This window comes from Dehalococcoidia bacterium, assembly GCA_035310145.1.
GTDB lineage: Bacteria > Chloroflexota > Dehalococcoidia > CAUJGQ01 > CAUJGQ01 > CALFMN01.
Map to the genome: position 1 here is coordinate 1 of DATGEL010000026.1, position 17,941 is coordinate 17,941.

The 17,941-nt window shown below is 70.6% G+C and carries 13 protein-coding genes; 9 read left to right on the forward strand and 4 right to left on the reverse strand.

What is annotated here, in order from left to right; genetic code table 11:
- Window positions 1-804 precede the first annotated feature (804 nt).
- A complete protein-coding gene (locus VKV26_04890) occupies window positions 805-1,779 on the forward strand; it encodes an enoyl-CoA hydratase-related protein (protein HLZ69229.1) in 975 nt (324 codons plus the stop codon).
- Between the two features lie 103 nt (window positions 1,780-1,882).
- Here VKV26_04890 and VKV26_04895 read toward each other — a convergent pair whose 3' ends face one another.
- Window positions 1,883-3,016 carry an LLM class flavin-dependent oxidoreductase gene (locus tag VKV26_04895; protein ID HLZ69230.1) on the reverse strand — a complete coding sequence of 378 codons (1,134 nt, stop codon included), beginning with the start codon at window positions 3,014-3,016 and terminating at the stop codon, window positions 1,883-1,885.
- 127 nt (window positions 3,017-3,143) lie between these two features.
- On the opposite strand from VKV26_04895, the gene VKV26_04900 reads away from it, so the two are divergent.
- Window positions 3,144-3,995 carry a DegV family protein gene (locus VKV26_04900; protein HLZ69231.1) on the forward strand — a complete coding sequence of 284 codons (852 nt, stop codon included), beginning with the start codon at window positions 3,144-3,146 and terminating at the stop codon, window positions 3,993-3,995.
- Between the two features lie 52 nt (window positions 3,996-4,047).
- Window positions 4,048-4,800: an acetoacetate decarboxylase family protein gene (locus VKV26_04905; protein ID HLZ69232.1), complete on the forward strand. Its 753-nt coding sequence runs from the start codon at window positions 4,048-4,050 to the stop codon at window positions 4,798-4,800.
- A 140-nt stretch (window positions 4,801-4,940) separates the two neighbouring features.
- Here the strand turns inward: VKV26_04905 and VKV26_04910 are convergent, their stop codons facing one another.
- The 3 genes from VKV26_04910 to VKV26_04920 form a co-directional block, all read right to left on the reverse strand.
- Window positions 4,941-6,680, reverse strand: coding sequence for a CocE/NonD family hydrolase (locus VKV26_04910; protein HLZ69233.1), 1,740 nt, complete (start codon window positions 6,678-6,680; stop codon window positions 4,941-4,943).
- 174 nt (window positions 6,681-6,854) lie between these two features.
- Entirely contained in the window at window positions 6,855-7,925 is a 1,071-nt protein-coding gene (locus tag VKV26_04915) for a ketopantoate reductase family protein (GenBank protein HLZ69234.1), read from the reverse strand.
- Window positions 7,926-8,065: 140 nt separating this feature from the next.
- Window positions 8,066-9,667: a carboxyl transferase domain-containing protein gene (locus VKV26_04920; GenBank protein ID HLZ69235.1), complete on the reverse strand. Its 1,602-nt coding sequence runs from the start codon at window positions 9,665-9,667 to the stop codon at window positions 8,066-8,068.
- Window positions 9,668-9,846: 179 nt separating this feature from the next.
- On the opposite strand from VKV26_04920, the gene VKV26_04925 reads away from it, so the two are divergent.
- From VKV26_04925 to VKV26_04950, 6 genes are all read left to right on the forward strand, one after another.
- Window positions 9,847-12,285, forward strand: coding sequence for a CoA transferase (locus tag VKV26_04925; protein HLZ69236.1), 2,439 nt, complete (start codon window positions 9,847-9,849; stop codon window positions 12,283-12,285).
- A gap of 95 nt (window positions 12,286-12,380) precedes the next feature.
- A complete protein-coding gene (locus VKV26_04930) occupies window positions 12,381-13,199 on the forward strand; it encodes an SDR family NAD(P)-dependent oxidoreductase (GenBank protein ID HLZ69237.1) in 819 nt (272 codons plus the stop codon).
- Between the two features lie 153 nt (window positions 13,200-13,352).
- Complete coding sequence (locus VKV26_04935) at window positions 13,353-14,477, forward strand: hypothetical protein (protein ID HLZ69238.1); 1,125 nt, start codon at window positions 13,353-13,355, stop codon at window positions 14,475-14,477.
- 74 nt (window positions 14,478-14,551) lie between these two features.
- Window positions 14,552-15,604, forward strand: coding sequence for a hypothetical protein (locus VKV26_04940; protein ID HLZ69239.1), 1,053 nt, complete (start codon window positions 14,552-14,554; stop codon window positions 15,602-15,604).
- Entirely contained in the window at window positions 15,601-16,587 is a 987-nt protein-coding gene (locus VKV26_04945) for a hypothetical protein (protein ID HLZ69240.1), read from the forward strand. Before VKV26_04940 ends, VKV26_04945 begins: the two co-directional genes overlap by 4 nt.
- A 65-nt stretch (window positions 16,588-16,652) precedes the next feature.
- Window positions 16,653-17,702, forward strand: a complete 1,050-nt coding sequence (locus tag VKV26_04950) for an Ldh family oxidoreductase (protein ID HLZ69241.1) — start codon at window positions 16,653-16,655, stop codon at window positions 17,700-17,702.
- Window positions 17,703-17,941 lie beyond the last annotated feature (239 nt).

Below are 17,941 nucleotides of genomic sequence, written 5' to 3' on the forward strand. Positions count from 1 at the left end.
TCCAGGACAAGATCCTCGTGGGCTTCTCGCCGGCCACGCTGGGCGAACCCTACCGCGCCATGATCGACGCCTACCTCGCCTTGCCGCTGAAGGACGCCGTCAAGGAGAAGTGGCTCGGCGGCAACGCCGCACGCTTGTTCAACATCGACTAGCACGCGCAGACCTCGAGGCGGCACTCCCAGGCAATAGTCGCCAACGCCGAACTCTGGCTAGACGATGAAGAGCCGCGGTCGCCTGGTGGCCGGAGATTGTCAGTAAGCACCGCTGCGAGACGCGGCGTGCCTACCGTCTATGGGAGGAAGAACGAGAGTTCTTACCGCACCGGCAGGTGGTGGGACGAGGAGCAACCCGCTAACGCGACGAGTATGCCCGCGCACCACGACTGAGCCGCTGACGCTCCCCGCTTCTCGGTGGTGCGTGTCCGGCGAGCGGACGGTACCCGGCGCCGCCGAACGGCGGCGCGAACCGCGCGTAGACCGCGGCGCTCGTCACGGCACGGCGACCAGGACCAGCGGCCCTGCCGGAGGCGTGCCGCTACCTGGCCGCTGCGCCCAGCGGCTCGGGATCGATGGGGGTGGGGCATCGCCTGCAGGACCGGCAGCACCTTCCTGGCGAACAGGCGCAGGCTCTTCTACGACGGCATGCCGCGCGAGCAGGCGGAGAAGACGTGGAAGACGGTCTTCCCGGGCTGATCGGCCGCCGCTGGCGCCATCGACAGCGGTAGGACGCCTCTCTATGCTGCGGAAGGAGCGGCAGCCGGGACCCCCGGCCGGCGGGGGCGTGCACTGCCGAAAGGAGGCTCCGATGAGTTCAGCGGAACGGCCGCCGTTTGAGATGCACGGTGCGGGCTGGTACAAGCAGGCCCTCGCCTACGAGGTCGTCCTCTACGAAGCCGATCCCGAGGCGCATGTCGCCAAGATCACGATGAACCGCCCGGAACGCATGAATGCGCTTAGCCACCAGCTCCGCGCCGAGCTGTTCCACGCGCTGAAGGTGGCGGAGCAGGACCCCGCGATCAACGTGATCGTGATCAAGGGCGCGGGGCGCTGCTTCAGCGCGGGCTACGACCTCGCCGGCGGCAACGTCGGCGTGGAGGAGCCGGACTTCGGCTCGCAGTACGTGGGCAGCGGCCACTGGGCCCGCTACCTGATCAACCAGTACTGGCAGATCTGGGAGCTGTCCAAGATCGTCATCGCCCAGACGCACGGCTACGTGCTGGCCGGCGCGTCGGAGCTGTGCGCGGTCTGCGACCTGGTCGTCTCCACGCCCGACTGCCAGTTCGGCTATCCGCCGATGCGCGCGATGGGCGCCCCGGACCTGATGTGGTTCCCCTGGCTGCTGCCCAGGCGCAAGGCCGCGGAGATGGTCTATACCGGCGACAGCATCACCGGGCAGGACGCGCTGCAGTTCGGCATGGTCAACTACTGCGTGCCGCAGGACAGCATCGACGAGTTCACCGAGACCTTCGCCAGGCGCGTGGCGCTGATCCCCTGGCAGATGCACACGATTCGCAAACGCGCCTTCCAGAAGGCCTACGAGCGGATGGGGTTCCGCGAGTCGCTCGAGATCTGCGCCCTAATGCAGGAGCGGTTCAGCTACACCGACCGCGTGAAGGAGATGCGCGAGTTGATGCAGAAGGCGTCGCTGCGCGAGTACCTGACCGTGCGCGACGAGCCGTACCAGGACTACCGCACGGCGGAGAACGCCATTCTCGACCGCGGCAGGCGAGAGGGCGACACCTGGAAAGGCGTGGCAAGCGAAGCGAGACCGCAGCGGTAGTGGCGGCACAGAGCGCCTGCCTCCGCGCCTCGCCCGCTTGCCGGTACCAGGAACCCGCGGCGCATCGCGCCCGGCGTCGGGCCGCCGATGATCGCCGTGGTGCTCACACGGCCGCGCCCTGCTGAACGCTCTCGAGCGCAGGGACCGTCGTGAGCGGCGGCTTCGGCGCCTCGGCGAAGGCGGGCATCACCTGTTCGGCGAAGAGCCGCAGCGAGTTGAGGATCTTCTCCTGCGGGATCACCTGGTCGAAATTGATCAGGAAGACCATGCGGTCGACGCCGATCGCCTCCCATTGCTTGAGCGCGGCGATCACCGTATCGGGGCTGCCGATCGGCGTGCCCTGCTGCACCGGACCGGCCACGTCGCCCGGCCGCTGCCGCAGTTGAATCGCCGAAGCCTGTGAGCCGTAGGCAGGCGAGGGGTAGAGGCTGCCCACGCCGGCGAGGTGCGAGGCGGCTCGCATGAAGTGATAGGCGGCGGCGCCTCCGTACTTGCGTGCCTCCTCGTCCGTCTCGTCGCAGTACATCCAGCCGACGCCGTTCACCTGCTCGTTCACGTAGTCACCCACCGGCTCGCAGGAGCGGATGATGCGCCGGTAGTCGCGCACGCGCTGCTCGTACTCGGCCGGCGTGCCGATCGAGACGCCGAGCAGGCCGATGCCGCGCTCCGCCGCCTGGATCGCCGTCTCGGGGCTGCTCACCGCGACCCAGAGCGGCGGGTGCGGCTTCTGGATCGGCTTGGGCAGCACGTTGCGCGGTGGGAAGCTGAAGTACTTCCCCTCAAACGAGAAGTATTCGTCCTTCCACATGCGCGGAATCGCACGCAGCGCCTCGTCCCACATCTCTTTGGTGTCGTCCGGCTCGCAGCGGAAGCCGCCCAGCTCGGTCCAGGTGGCGCTGCGCCCCGTGCCGAACTCCAGCCGCCCGCCCGACACGATGTCCAGCGTGGCGGCGCGCTCGGCACAGCGCACCGGATGGTTGAAGGGAGGCAGGATCATGCAGACGCCGTGGCCGAGATGGATCTGCTTCGTGCGCGCGGCGCAGGCGGCGAGAAAGACTTCGGGCGCCGATCCGTGCGAGTACTCTTCGAGAAAGTGGTGCTCGACCTGCCAGACCTGGTCGAAGCCGAGCTGGTCGGCGAGCTCGACCTGCTCCAGCGCCTGCTGGTAGATGCGGTATTCGCTCGCGCTCTCCCAGGGGCGGTTCACGGAATGCTCGTAGAAAATGCCGAACTTCATCCCCGGCTCCCGTCCTCGACTCCGGTCAGAGACGCATGCGACTCGCAGCCGCGCGCCTTCCGTTCGCGTGAAGGTAATGGCAAGATTGTACTCCGGGCCGGGGATGCTACCAACCGGGAGTCCGCCGATGGTCGTCATCGTCACCGACAGCTCGGTCGACCTCCCACCGGCGGAGGCGGAGCGGCTCGGCATCGTCGTCGCGCCGCTCAGCGTGGCCTTCAGCGATGAGAACCTGCACGACCGCGGCCTGAGCCGCGCGGAGTTCTACCGGCGGCTGGAAGCCGCGCCGCGGCCGCCGCTCGTCTCCGGCGCCGCGGCCGAGGCGTTCGCCGCCGCCTTCCGCCAGGCGCAGCCCCGCGGCGAGATCGTCTGCATGGTGATGTCGGTTGAATCGAGCTTCACCTACGTGGCGGCCGAGGTGGCCGTGCGGGAGGTGCCTGGGCTCGCGATCAGCATCATCAACACCGGGCGCAGCCTTGCCGCGCAGGCGGCGATCGCCATCGCCGCCGCGGAAGCGGCGCAAGCCGGCGCGGAGAGGGCGGCGGTCGTCTCGCTGATCGAGGAGATCAGCAGCGCCGCGGACACCTATCTGGCGCCCGCGACGACGGAGTATCTGCGCCGCGCCGACCGGCTCACCACCCTCGGCCAGGGTCCGGCGGGACGGCTGGACGGCGCGATCCCGGTGCTGCGTGTGCGCGGTCGCCTCACCGCGGTTGCGAAGGCGCCCGATGCCGAGACGGCGCGCCGGCAGATGCTGGAGCTGGCGGTCAAGGCCGTCTCGCCGGGAGAAGAGCAGATCGCGATCGTGACCCACGCCGTGGCGCCGGAGGCGGCGGCCGCAGTCGCCGAGCAACTGGCCGAGCGGCTTCGTTGCCGCCCGCCGCTGATTACCGAGCTCGGCCCCACGGTCGGCGCCTTGCTCGGCCCCGGCACGGTGGGCATCGGCTTCTGCCCATCCAGGGCGGCCGCCGGGAGCTGATCCGTCAACGTCCAGGCATCCAGCAACGCCCAGCGCGAAGAGAGGACCGATCATGCCGCAGTTTGGTCTCAAACCCGTCGAGCGCACGGCGCCCGTGGCCACGCCTGCCGATCTGCCAGAGTTGCCGTGGACGCTGCCCGGCGCCGAGGTGGTGCAGATCACCTACGAAGTCGACCTGGAGGCGGCGCTGGACCTCCTGCCAGAAGCGCTCTCGCGCCCGGTGCCGCCCTACGCGCGCCTGGTGATCACCCGGTACCCGAGCTCGCCCATCGGGCCGTGCGCCGAGGCGCTGCTTCTGCTCGCCTGCCGCTACCGCATGGAGCCGAAGCAGTTCGTGGTCGCCTGCGTGGTGACCAGCGAGGCGGCGCGCCGGGCCGCGGCGGCGCTCTGGGGGATCGACGCCCGAACCGGCAGCGTGGAACTGCAGCGCCAGCGCACGGCGACGGGCACGGAGGAGATCACGGCAAGCGTCGCCGCCGGGGAGCCGCTGGCCTCGGTGACGCTGCGGGCCGCGTACGCGATCGAACCGGCGATGATCCGCTATGACCCCTTCGTCTCGGTGCGGCGCGATGAGGACGACAAGATCGAGGTCTTCCAGTTCACCGGCGCGCCGGTTGTGCGCGAGGCGCGGTTGGCGAAGGGTGCGGTCGTCGCCTGCCAGACCGACGCCTGGGCCGATCCCTGGTTCCGCTTGCGCTCGCTGAACATGATCAGCGCGACCTTCGCGGTTGCCGACCTCGAGCGGACGGCGCCGGTGGTGCAGCCGGCCGCGGGCGGCGGCGGATCGGCCGGCGCCGCGCCCTAGCCGGACAGGGCAAGGCTCCGCGGCGCCGAAGGCGAACTCCGGCTTGTGTCGTCAGGCGCACGATCACGGGCTCGGCGCATTGCTCGACCTCGATCGAGTCAACGTTTCTGCACGCGAACCCGCCGCCGGGCGGGCCGCCCTCAGCCGTTGCCGCCGCGGCTGGGAATGACCGGCAGATACAGGTGCGACGGGAACTTCGCGTCGTGAAACACCGTTTGCACCGCGGGGATGCCCTCCGCGTCCTCGCCCAGCGCGTGGCCCGTGTTCATGTTGCGGTCGATGCGCGGGAAGTTGCTGCTGGTCACGTCCAGGCGAACACGGTGGCCTTTGCGGAAGACGATGCTCACGTTCGCCATGTCGATCACGTACTCGCTCACCTCGCCGGGAACCACCGGCTTCGGCGAGAGCAGCCCCTTGCGGAAGCGTGCCCGGATCACGCCCTCGGCCACGTTGTACGCCGCGCCGTCCGGATAAACGTCGACCAGCTTGGCGACGAAGTCCGTGTCCACAGCGGAGGTGGCGGCGAAGAGGTGCAGCGTGAGCGGCCCGGTGACTTCGAGATCGTCCCGCAGCTCGCTGGTGGTGTAGCAGAGCACGTCGCCGCGGCGCTCGACGTGCGTCTGGTCGAGCGGGCCGGGCACGAGCTTGCCCGTCGGCAGGGAGCGGCCGCCCACGGTCGGCACGGGGAACATCGGGTCATACAGGAAGCGATCCGGCGATTGGTCGCCGGGCGCGTCGAAGCTCAAGACGCCGTCGCCGGCGGCCGACTGGGCGCGCCCGTTGCTGCTCAGATAGAGGCAGCGCCACTCGGTCTCCGGCAGCGGCCACCGCGTGCCGTTCCGCCAGCGGTTGGCGCCCATCACGAAGTAGCGCACGGCGGGGATCTCGACGTCCTTGCCGCGCAGGTACTTGTCGAAGAAGGCGAGCTGCCGCGCCTGGCTGAACGAGCCGGCCGCGTTCGCCGTCGGGCCGAAGTGCAGACCGCCGGCGAACGCGGGCAACTGCCCGCCGTGCACCCAGGGACCGCAGAACACGTGCTGACCGCGCCGGGCTGCCTCGCTGCCGCCATGCTTCTGCATCATGCTGAAGCTGGTGAAGATCGAGCCCGAGTAGATGTCAAACCAGCCGCCCGCGTGGAAGCAGGGGACCGTGATCCGGGAGAAGTCCCAGAAGAGGTCTTCGGGCTTCGTGATTTCGGGCGGCAGCGCATCGGATGCCCTCGCCTGGAAGCCCTCGCGGATCCCCTCGAAGTTGAAGTGGGGCACGTCGCGGAAGGGCAGGTAGTTCAGCACCTCGTCGATGTTCTGCCGGGCGCGCTCGAGCCGGCGCCGGATCTCGGCGACGTCCCGGCCCTGCCGCTCCAGCCGGTTCGCCATCTCGACGGCCATCAACGAGAACCAGCTCACGTTCGCCTCGAAGTCGACGACGCCTGCCTGCCGGAACTCGCTCAGCGGCCCGGAGGTGATGATTGCCGGGGCGATCGCCTTGAGCGAGGGCGGCTGCTCAAGCGCGGTTTGCCACTGGATGCGGCCGAGGTAGGAGCCGCCCGCCATGCCGACCGAGCCGTCGCACCAGGGCTCCGCCGCCACCCACTCGACGGCATCGTAGCCGTCCTTGCCTTCGGGCATGCCGGGGCGGAACTCGCCCTCCGAGGCGAAGCGCCCCCGCGTGTCCTGGATGACGAAGGCATAGCCGGCGCGGGCGGCCTGCACGGCGCCCAGGAAATCGCTGTTCCAGGAGAGGCGCTTGTCGTACGGCGTGCGGCTGAGGATCGCCGGGTGGCGGGCATTGTCATCTGGGCGGAAGACGTCGGCCCGCAGCGTCACGCCGTCGCGGGTGCGCATGGGCACGTCGTGATCGATGCGGACGGAACTCGTCATCTCTGCCTCCTGCTCAGCGCGGTGCAACGAGTGCTCACACAGCCGCAAGCGGCACAGCCCTGGTCGCCGGGCGGATCGCCGCGCCGATCGAGCCGCTGCTCTTCACCTTTGCCCCGCTCCCGGCCGGGGGAGCGATCCTTGACCGCGCCGCGCCATCGCTCGATCGAGGCCGGCTCAGCCGCCGGCGGCCTGGACCAGGTCCCAGACACGGTCGACGTTCGCCGGATCGGGAGCGCGGTCCCCCGCCTCGACCTCTTTCAAGACGACGACGATGGCGTCGTTCACCGGTGTCCGTATCCCTACCTCACGCCCGCGTGCGCTCACGTAGCCGTTGAGGTAGTCGATCTCCGTGCGCCGCCCCTTGGCGATGTCCTGGGAGGTCGACGCTCGCCAACCGCCGCCCTCGGTGCGTTCAGTCCGCGTCGAGGCCGCCGCGGGCGGAGGCGTCGCGGGCGCTGCCGCGTCCTCCTCCAGCCACGCCGCCGCCGGGCGTCCGGCGATCGATTCGACGCTCACGCCGTGCGCCTGGGCGACTCTGACCGTCTCGCGTGCCACGCGATCGCGCAGCAGGGGGAAGCGCGGCGCCGCATCTGCCAGCCCTTCAGCCCCGAGGCCGCTCATCGCGGTCAGCGTGTTGCCCATGCTGTTGGTCGCCAGCTTGGCCCAGCGCTCGCCCCAGATGTTCGCCGTCGCGCGCGCCGCATCGACGTGATCGAGGATCTCGGCGATCTGCCGGGCACGGGGACTGAGCACGCCGTTCAGCTCGCCCACCCGGAAGATGTCGTAGCCGCGGTCGCGCCCGGAGCGCCCGCCGCGCACCACCCGTCCCGGGCCTTCGAGCGCGACGGTGATGCTGGAGATCGTGCAGCCCAGCGTCCGCTCGTAGCCGACGATGCGGGCGATGGTCTCGTCGTTCAGGCTGTTCTGGGCCGAGACCATGCAGCCGGCCGGCGCCAGGTGGTCTTTCATCAAGGCCGTCGCCCAGGCCGTGTCGTACGACTTCATCGCGATGAAGACGATATCGAAGGGCCGGCGCAGGGCCTGGACCTCGCAGAGATGCAGCGCGTCGGCTTTGACGGTGAACTGTCCCGAGGAGTCGGTGACGTCGATGCCCCGCTCGCGCATGGCTTCGACGTTCTCCGGCCAGGGGTCGATGAGCACGGGCGCGTAGCCGGCGCGCGTCAGATAGGCGCCGAGGTAACTGCCGATGGCGCCCCCGCCCATGAACGCGATGCGTGGTTCCATTGCCTCACTCACAGCGCCGCCTCGTGGCCGGAGCCCGAACGGCAGAACGTCTGCAGCGCGACCAGGCCGCGAGCCCTGCGCCCTTCGCTAGATTCGTACGGGCGGCCTGAAGCCCTGTCAAGCGTCGAGCGACCAGTGCGCTACGGCCGCACGGCGCGTTTCGGGCGTTTGGCCAGCTCGTGCAGCATTGGCTGGGCCAGCTTGACGAAGGTGCAGGCCAGCCGGCGCGTGTCGCGCGGGTCGATCAGGTCGATCACGTCGAAGTGGTGCGCCGCCTTCATGGGCGAGCGCAGCCGCAGCAGCCGCTCCTCGATCAGCTCGCGGTGCGCCTCGGGGTCCGAGGCTGACTCGATCTCACGTTTGTACGCGGCCGCCACCCCGCCTTCGATCGGGATGCCGCCCCACTCTCCCGCCGGCCAGCCGAAGCGCAGGTTGAGGCCGTCCGGGTGGCCGAGGCTGTTGGGCGCGTCGGCCGCCACGCCGTACGACTTGCGCACGTTGAACTCGACCTTGGGAACTTGAGCCTCGGCGCTCGCGATCAGCGCCCGCACGCCGCGCCGCATCGTCGCCTTGCGCTCCGCCCACGACCCGAGCATGAAGCCCGGCATGTCCAGGAAGATCACGACCGGCAGGTTGAACGCGTCGCAGAGGTCAACGAAGTGGGCGTACTTGTCGGCGGCGTCGCCGTCCATCGCCCCGGCCAGCACCAGCGGATCGTTGCCCATCACGCCCACGCTGTAGCCGTCGAGTCGGGCGAAGCCGGTGATCAGCGAGCCGCCCCAGTGCCGCCGCATCTCGAAGAACTCGCCGCGGTCCACCACGAGCCGGATCAGCCTGCGCGGGTCGTATGGGCGCTTGCGGTTGGTCGGCATGATCGTCAACAGCTCCTCGACGCGCCGGTCCGGGTCGTCCCCGGTCTCAACGCGAGGAGCAACCTCGTTGGTCGTGTTGGGCAGATAGGAAAGGAAGGCGCGGATCTGCGCGAAGGCGTCCTCTTCGTTCTCCGCCTCGTTGTCGACCTGGCCGCTCTCGTGAACGTGCATCCGCGCGCCGCCGAGGTCGTCTTTGCTGATCTCCTCGCCGATCGCCCGCTTCACCACCGGTGGGCCGGAGGGAAAGATCTGCGACTGTCCCTTGATCATCACCGTGAAGTGCGAGAGCAGCGCGTAGGCCGCCGGCGCGCCCGCGACCGAGCCCATGATCCCGGCCGCCACGGGCACGCGCGCCAGCAGGCGGGCGGAGCGATACCACTGCGCGCCGCCCGGCAGCCCCATGTGCCCCTGCGTCTCATCCGACTTTGAGCTGTGTCCCACGCCCTCGATCAACTGCACGTACGGGATGCCGTACTGGAGCGCCAGCGGCTGGGTGAACTGCGAGGCGCCCTTGTGCACGTTGTGGGGGCTGCCGCCGGAGATGGTGAAGTCGTCGCCCCCGATCGCCACCGGGCGGCCGTTCACCCGCCCGAGTCCCATCACGTACGCGCCCGGCGTGAAGCCCGTGAGGTTGCCCTGCGCGTCGTACTCGGCCGCGCCGACCAGCGGGCCGGCCTCGATGAAGCTGCCCCGATCGACGAACTTCGCGATGCGCTCGCGGATCGTGTAGCGCCCGCCGTCGTGCTGGCGCTTGACGCGCTCGCGCCCGCCCATCTCGGCCGCGAGCTGCTTGATGTAGGCGATCTCGTCCACGGCAAGCTCGAAGGGCATGCCGGGTTTCCAGCTTTCACGCGTCGGGTCGATTGGCATGCTGGCGCTCCTGGACGGGATCGGGAAGCATGGTCGGAGCCAGTGTACCCGACCGCGAAGGCGTGAACCGCGCTGGCCGGGCGGCAACCAGCCCGGCCCTCATGGAGATGAAACGCGGCCGGAGCCGTTGTCTCAGCCGGGGTGCGCATTGCGTATGATGGCCGCGAGGAGGGCCAGGCATGGCTGCACCGCTCGCCGGACTGAACGTGCTCGAGATCGCGCAGGACATCGCCGCCCCGTTCTGCGCCAAGCTGCTCGGGGACCTGGGCGCCGACGTCGTCAAGGTCGAGCCGCCGCACACCGGCGACCGCTCGCGGGCGCTCGGTCCCTTCCCGGGCGGCCGCGCCGACGCCGAACGCAGCGCGGCGTTCTTCTACTTCAACACCAGCAAGCGCAGCGTGACGCTCGACCTGAACAATGAACACGGCGCCGCGCAGCTCGCGCGCCTGGTTCGCCGCTACGACGTCGTGATCGCGGGCGAAACCGAGGGCCAGCTCGCGCAGCGAGGCATCGGCTTCGATCAGCTGCGCGCCTGGAACGAGCGCGTGATCCTGACGACCGTCAGCGGCTTCGGCTCGCACGGGCCGCGCGCCGGCTACGCCTGGTCGCACCTGATCGCCTGCGCGGCCGGCGGCTGGGCGCGGACCTGCGGCCTGCCGGACCGCGAGCCGCTGCAGGCGGGCGGCGCGATCACCGAAACCCTGACGGGCGCCTACGCGGCCGTGGCCACGCTGCTCGCCGTGTTGGGCCGCGGCGCGCACGGGTACGGCGAGCATGTCGACGTCAGCGCGCAGCAGGCCACCCTGGCGGCCGCCTTATTCCCGACGCTGCGCTACGAATACCTGGGGGATCTGGCCGGACGAGACTCCAGTCACGGCCCCGGCCCCTCGTTCATGCTGCCCGCGCGCGCGGGCTATCTCGGCGTCAACGTGCTGACGGCGGCGCAGTGGCAGTTGCTGTGTGACTTCCTCGGCCGGCCGGAGATCCTGTCGAATCTCCGCTACGCCGGCCGCGAGCGCGTGCGCAAGGCCGCGGAGATTCGCGAGCTCTTCGCGCAGGCGGTGCGCGATCGGGACGCGGAGGAGGTCTTTCACGAGGGGCAGGCGTGGCGGATTCCCCTGGGGCTGGTGCCGAGCATGGCGGAGATCACGGCGCTGCCGCCGCACCGCGAGCGTGGGTTCTTCGTCGAGCTCGAACATCCGCTCGCTGGAACGGTCGCCGTGCCCGGACTGCCCTTCAAGTCCACGGCGACCGATGCACGGCCGTTTCGGCCGCCGCTGCTCGGGGAGCATACCGACCAGGTGCTGGAGCAGCTTGAGGCTCAGCCGGACGGCGGCACGGCGACGGTGGCGGCGAAGGCCGGCGCGGTGCTGCCGGCGCCTCTGCACGGGCTGAAGATCATCGACCTCACCATGTTCTTCTCCGGTCCGCTGGCCACCCAGATCGCGGGCGATGCCGGCGCGGACGTGATCAAGGTCGAGTCGGTGCAGCGCATCGACGGCTGGCGCGCGTCTGCCGCCACGGGCGTCGAGCGGCCCTGGGAGTGGTCGCCCAACTTCAACTGGGTGAACCGCAACAAGCGCGGGATCACGCTCAACCTCGCCGACCCGCGCGGCGCCGCGCTGCTGAAGCGCCTGGCGGCCGATGCCGACGTCCTGATCGAGAACTACTCGCCCAGGGTGATGGGCAACTTCGGGCTGACGTATGAAACCCTGCGCGCGATCAACCCGCGCCTGATCATGCTCTCGCTGCCCGGGTTCGGCGGCGATGTCTCATGGCGCGACTACGTCGCGTTCGGCATGTCCACCGAGCAGATGTCCGGCATCAGCCACCTGACCGGCTACGCCGGCGGGCCGCCGCTGTTCACCGGCATGAACGGCGGCGACCCATTCGTCGGCCTGATCGCCGCCACGGCGCTCCTCTCCGCGCTGCACCACCGCCGGCGCACCGGCGAGGGACAGCACATCGACCTGAGCCAGGTCGAAGCCTGCACCCTGTTCGTCGGCGACGCGGTCACCGGTTGGACGCTGGCCGGTTTCGACCCCGGCCGGACGGGGAACGCGCACCCGCGGCACGCGCCGTACGGCATCTACCCCTGCCGCGACGACGGCTGGATCGCGATCGAGTGCCAGACCGACACGCAGTGGCAGACGCTCGCCGGCCTGATCGGGCAGCCGGAATGGGGCGCCGAACCGTCGCCGTTCTCGACCGCGGCGGGGCGGTTGCGGCAGCGCGCGGCGATCGATGCGGCGATCGCGGAGTGGACGCGGCCGCGGCAGCATCTCGAGCTGATGGATGCCTTGCAGGCGGCCGGCGTTCCGGCCGGGGCGGTGCTCTCGGGCCCGGAGCTGCTCAGCGACCCGCAGTTGGCGGCGCGGGGCGGCTTTATCAAACAGGATCGCCCAGGCGTCGGCATCAAGCACTATCCGAGCCAGCCGTACCGTTTCCGCTTCGCGGCGCCGCCTCCCGAGCGCCGCGCGCCGCTGCTCGGGGAACATACGGCCGAGGTGCTCGGCGAACGGCTGGGCATCAGGGCCGAGGCGCTGGCCGCGCTGGAGCTTGACGACGTGATCGGCACCGTGCCCATCGCCGCGCGCCAGGCGATCGGCGCCCGCTGAGCGAACCGAACCGGCGATCTTTGCGCTGCCGTTTCCGCGGCCCCAGACTGAAGGCCGAACCATGCCGGCACGGCGACTGAAGGAGCAGGTCAACGATGGCTGAGGCAAAGGTCAACCCCCAGGGGCCGCTGGCCGGCCGCGTGGCCGTCGTGACGGGCGCCAGCCGCGGCATCGGCGAGGCGATCGCTCGGCGGCTCGCCATGGACGGCGCCAGGGTCATCGCCTCGGCGCGGACGGTCGAGGAAGGGAGTCACATGCTCCCCGGCAGCCTGGGCGAGACCGTCGCCCACGTCAAGGCAGCGGGCGGGGAGGCGCATGCAGTCCGCTGTGATCTCTCCAAGCAGGAGGACAGGCATCGCCTGATCGAGGAAGCCGTCGCGACCTACGGGCCGGTGGACATTCTCGTGAACAACGGCGCGGTCACCTGGTATGCGCCCCTGGCCGAGTTCCAGGAGAAGCGGCTGCGCCTGATGTTCGAGGTGCAGGTGTTCGCCGCGCTCGAGCTGGCGCAGCTGGTCTATCCCGGCATGAAGCAGAAGGGGCTGGGGCACATCGTCTACCTCTCCTCGCACGGGGCGCTGCATCCGCAGCAGCCGTACCGGCCGGGCCTGGGCGGCACGGTCTACGGCATGGGCAAGGCGGCGATGGAACGCTTCTCCACCGGCTTCGCCTCGGAGGTCTACGCGGACAACGTCGCGGTGAACGCCATCTCGCCCGGCCTGGTGCCGACGCCGGGCGCTGTCTTCTTCGGCATCGCCAACGAGAATACGAAGGAGCGGGAGTCGCCCGTGGAGATGATCGCGGAGGCGGTCTGCTTCATCTGCCGCAGCGAGCCGAAACAGATCACCGGCCGCATCGATCACATCCCCGAGTTCATGCACGAGTTCAAGCTGGAGCCCGTGCCGCTGATCTAGCGCCGGCCGGATCGGCCGGCCGCCGAGAATCCTTCGTAAACCGCACGATTTCCGCCGTCTTGTGCGCGAGGCGTGCGGCGGAACCTCGCTGCGCGCTCGCGCATCGCCTATAGTCCAGGCAGCGGTGCGGTGCTGAACGGCATGGAGGCGATCATGACCACGCAAGCAGTGGCGCAGGCGGCGAACCGGTACGGTCTGGCCGTCGGAACCCCGGAGATTCGCTCGATCGGCCCGGTCGGCTTCGGGCCGGAGGGGATCCTCTTCTTCGCGGATAACGCCCAGGCGAGCATCTTCGCCGTCGCGCTCGACGATGACGCCGCGCCCGCTGCGCGCCCGCTCGCGGTCGAGCAGCTCGACACCCGCCTCGCGGCCTACCTGGGCTGCGCCCCCGAGGACGTGTCGATCCGGGGCATGGCCGTGCATCCGCTGGTGCAGACCGTCTACCTCGCCGTGCAACGCGGCAGCGGCGATGCGGCCCTGCCGGCGCTGATCCGTGTCGCTGGGGACGGCAGCCTCTCCGTCGTGTCGCTTGAGCAGGCGCCGTTCGCCCGGCTGTCACTCGACGATGCCCCGGCTGCGGACGATCCGCGCCAGGAGGTGCGCGTCGTCCCCATCGACGGTCCCGACGGCGAGCTGATCGAGCCGCGCTCCGGTTTCCGGCTGCGCATCGCCCGCGACAGCCTGCGCACGGTGACGGTCACCGACCTGGCCTACGTCGACGGCCTGCTGCTCGTGGCCGGCGCCTGCAACGAGGAGTTCTCCTCCGCCCTGCGGCGCATCCCCTTCCCCTTCACCGGCGAGACGCGGACGAACTCGATCGAGATCTACCACGTCTCGCACGGGCGCTACGAAACCGCCTCGCCGATTCGCACGTTCGTGCCCTTCGGCGGCAACACCAGCCTGCTGGCCAGCTACACCTGCACGCCGATCGTGCAGTTCTCGCTGCAGGACCTGGCCTCGGGCACCTTGCTCAAGGGCCGGACCGTCGCCGAGTTGGGCGCCGGCAATACGCCGATCGACATGATCGCCTACACGGATGCCGGCCAGGAGTACCTGCTCGTCTCCAACGCCCGCCATCCGCTGATGAAGATCCCCTGCGCGGCGATCGCCGGGCAGGAAGGGCTGACGCAGCCGCGCGAGCCCGTCGGCGTGCCGCGCGAGACGCTGCCGCACGAAGGCGTGGGCCTGATGGCGGCCCGCGGCGACGGCGAGGTGCTGATGCTGCAGCGGGACGCGGAGGGCCGTCACCTGCGCTCCTACGGCAGCGCGTCGCTCTGAACGGGCGCCGGCGCCTGGCCCTGGCGTGGTCGACGCACGACGGGCGCGCCTGCCTGCACGTGCGCGGTTGGACCGTGGACGAGATCCGGGCGCTGGCGGCGTGCTCGGCGGCGGAGCTGGGCGAGCGGCTGGCCGTGCTGCCGGGCGCACTGCTCGCGGCTGGTGCGGACGTGCATGACCTGCAACCGCTCGCCGGCCGCTTCGCCGTGGACGGGGAGACGCTCTGCTTTCTGCCGCGTTTTCCCTTCGTGGACGGGATGAGCTATGCCCTGCTGGTCGGCGTCGCGAGCCGTGAGGTCCACACGATCGAGCGGCCCCTGCCCGCGGCGGCGTCTACCACGGACGCGGTCGCGATTTATCCCAGCGCCGGCGTGATCCCCCTCAACCAGTTGAAGCTGTACGTCCACTTCTCTGGCCCGATGAGCGAGGGCTGGGCGGCCCGCGGCGTGCAGGTCCGCCGCGCGGACGACGGCGCACCGCTTGCCGGCGTCTTCCTGCCTACAGAGACGGAGCTGTGGGATCGGGAACACCGGCGGCTGACGCTGCTGCTCGACCCGGGCCGGATCAAGCGCGGTCTCGTGCCGAACGCGGAGGCCGGCTACCCCCTCAGCGAGGGCGTGCCCGTCGTTGTAAGCGTTGACCGGGCGTTCCGCGACGCCGCCGGCCGGCCGCTGCGGGCCGGGTTGGCGCGGCGCTACCAGGTGGGGCCGCCGCTGCGCAGGCGCATCGACCCGCGCGCCTGGCGCCTTGACGCGCCCCGTGCGGGAACAACGGAGCCCCTCACGGTGACGTTCGACCGGCCGCTCGATCACGCGCTGCTGGGCCGCTGCCTCTGGCTGCACGACGCGGCCGGCACGCCGCTGGAAGGACGCGCCACGCTGAGGGCCGGTGAGTGCGGCTGGCAGTTCACGCCGGCGGCGCCGTGGGCTGCCGGCCGCCACAGCCTGATCGTCGACCCGCGGCTCGAGGACCTGGCGGGAAACACCCTGCACCGCGTGTTCGACCGCGACCTGACCAGGGACGCGGAGGCGCCGGCCGAGCCGCATCCGATCGCGATAGCCTTCACCTGCGAGGGGCTTGCGGAGCAGGCCGTCGCCTGCAAATTCAGCCAAGGAAGAGCACGATGAGCATGGTACAGACGATCCGCGGTCCGATCGCGGCCGCCGCGCTGGGGCGCACCCTCTCGCACGAGCACCTGACGGCGGGCGGCGCCGGCATGGAGCGCCTGCCCTGGATCTACGACGAGGGCGAGGCGGTGAACCTCGCCCTCGAGGCGCTGCGCCGGGCGCACGCCGCCGGCGTCCAGAGCCTGATCGACTGCACCACGCTCGATCTCGGCCGGCAGACGGGCCTCTTTCAGAAGGTGGCCGCCGCCGACATGGGCGTGAACGTCATCTGCGCCACCGGCGTCTACCGCTGGGTGCCGATGTACTTCACGCGCCGCGACGCGGACGAGATCGCCGCCCACTTCCTGCACGAGCTGCGCGAGGGCATCGACGGCAGCGACATCCGCCCGGGCATCATCAAGCTCGCCTGGGATCTCGAATACCGCCTGACCGAAGGCCCGCCCGGCATGACCATCCGCGACGGCCTCGAACGCACGGCGCGCGGCGCGGCGCGTGCGGCGCGCGCGGCGGGCGTGCCGATCACCTGCCACACCCGCGCCGCCGACGAGCTGGGCACGCCGCTGCTCGACCTGTTCGAGAGCGAGCGGCTGGACCTGCGCGCGGTGACCATCGGGCATTCCAATGACAGCAACGACCTCGCCTACCTGAAACGGCTGCTGGCGCGCGGCGCCACCGTGGGGCTCGATCGCTTCTTCACGGCGGCGCCCGAGGCCGAGCGCGTGCGCCGCTGTCAGCTCGCGCTGGACCTGGCGCAGGCGGGCTACGCCGAGCAGATCTGCCTGGGCCACGACGCCTCGCCCGCCTACCGCTTCGGCGGCGTGCAGCCGAACCTCGACTGCTGGCTGCCGATCGCGGAGTTCGCCCTGCCGTGGCTGCGCGAGCACGGCGCCACGGAAGACCAGATCGATGCGATGCAACGCCGATCGATCGTCGCGACCTTCGAGGCGGCGGCGCGGATGGCCGCGGGCGCCGTTGCCCGTTAGCCGAGGGCCAGGCGGAGCCGGGCGAGCCGGAGTGCGGCAGGTGAAACCAGGGAAGGAGCGGTCCCATGCCCGCGATCCAGGCCCCCGAGCTGGCCACGCTCGCCACGGCGATCTACCGCGCCGCCGGCACGCCCGACGAGCACACGCAGATCGTCGTCGCCCACCAGGTCGGCGCCAACCTCGCCGGCCACGACTCGCACGGCGTCGCGCTGCTGCCCAACTATGTGCAGCGCATCGACCGTGGGCACATCATGCCGGAGGCGCGTCCCACCATTCTGCAGGAGACGCCGACCACGCTCGCCGTCAACGGGCACTGGGGATTCGGCCCGGTCGTCTCCGAGTGGACGATGGCTCGCTGCATCGACAAGGCCCGCGCCATGCACGTGGCGATGGCCACGGTCCGCGAGCAGAGCCACGTCGGGCGACTGGCCGACTATCCGCTGATGGCGGCGCGTGCCGGTTTCATCGCGCTGATGATGTGCGACTCCGGTCAGTCCACAAAGCTGGTGGCGCCGTTCGGCGGGCGCGAGGCGCGGCTCGGCACCAACCCGATCTGCATCGCCTTCCCCAGCGACCTGCCCGGGCCGGTGTTCCTCGACATGGCCACGAGCGGGGTGGCGGCCGGCAAGCTGATGGTGGCCCGCGCCCGCAAGCAGCCGATCCCGCTCGGCTGGATCCTCGACAAGCAGGGCCGGCCGACGACGGACCCCAACGACTACTATGACGGCGGCATTATGCTCCCGCTCGGCGGCGCCGAGGGGCACAAGGGCTACGGCCTCTCCTTCGCCGTGGAGACGCTGGCGTCGCTGCTGCCCGGCCTCGGCTTCGGCATCGACCCGCAGGGCCGCCACAACGACGGCGCCTGCATGCTGGTGCTGGATCCCGCGCCCTTCTTGCCGACCGCGGAGTTCAAGGCGCAGGTCGAGGCGTTCGTCCGGTACCTGAAGGAGACACCGCCCGCCGAGGGCTTCAGCGAGGTGCTGTACCCGGGCGAGCAGGAGTACCGCACCGAGCAACAACGCCGCCGCGACGGCATCCCGATCGAGGACGAGACCTGGGGACGGATCACCGCCGTCGCCGAGCGCTTCGGCCTGTCCTCGCAGCTTCCTGCATAGGAATCGAGAGCATACCTTGGTCCGCTGGCGGAACGACGGTTGAGCCGGCACACCGAGCCACGCAGGGCCGGCGGACGGCGCCGCCGCTCGTGGTATCCTCGCCCCGTGCCGTGCCCGCCCGCCGCTCCACGCCTGGGCGCCGAGTTCAGCGTGCGTGAACGCGGGCCGGGCGGGCAGACGTTCGCCCGTATTCGTGAGCGCTCTGCCTGCCGCAACCTGCGCCGCGCGCTGCCCGGCGG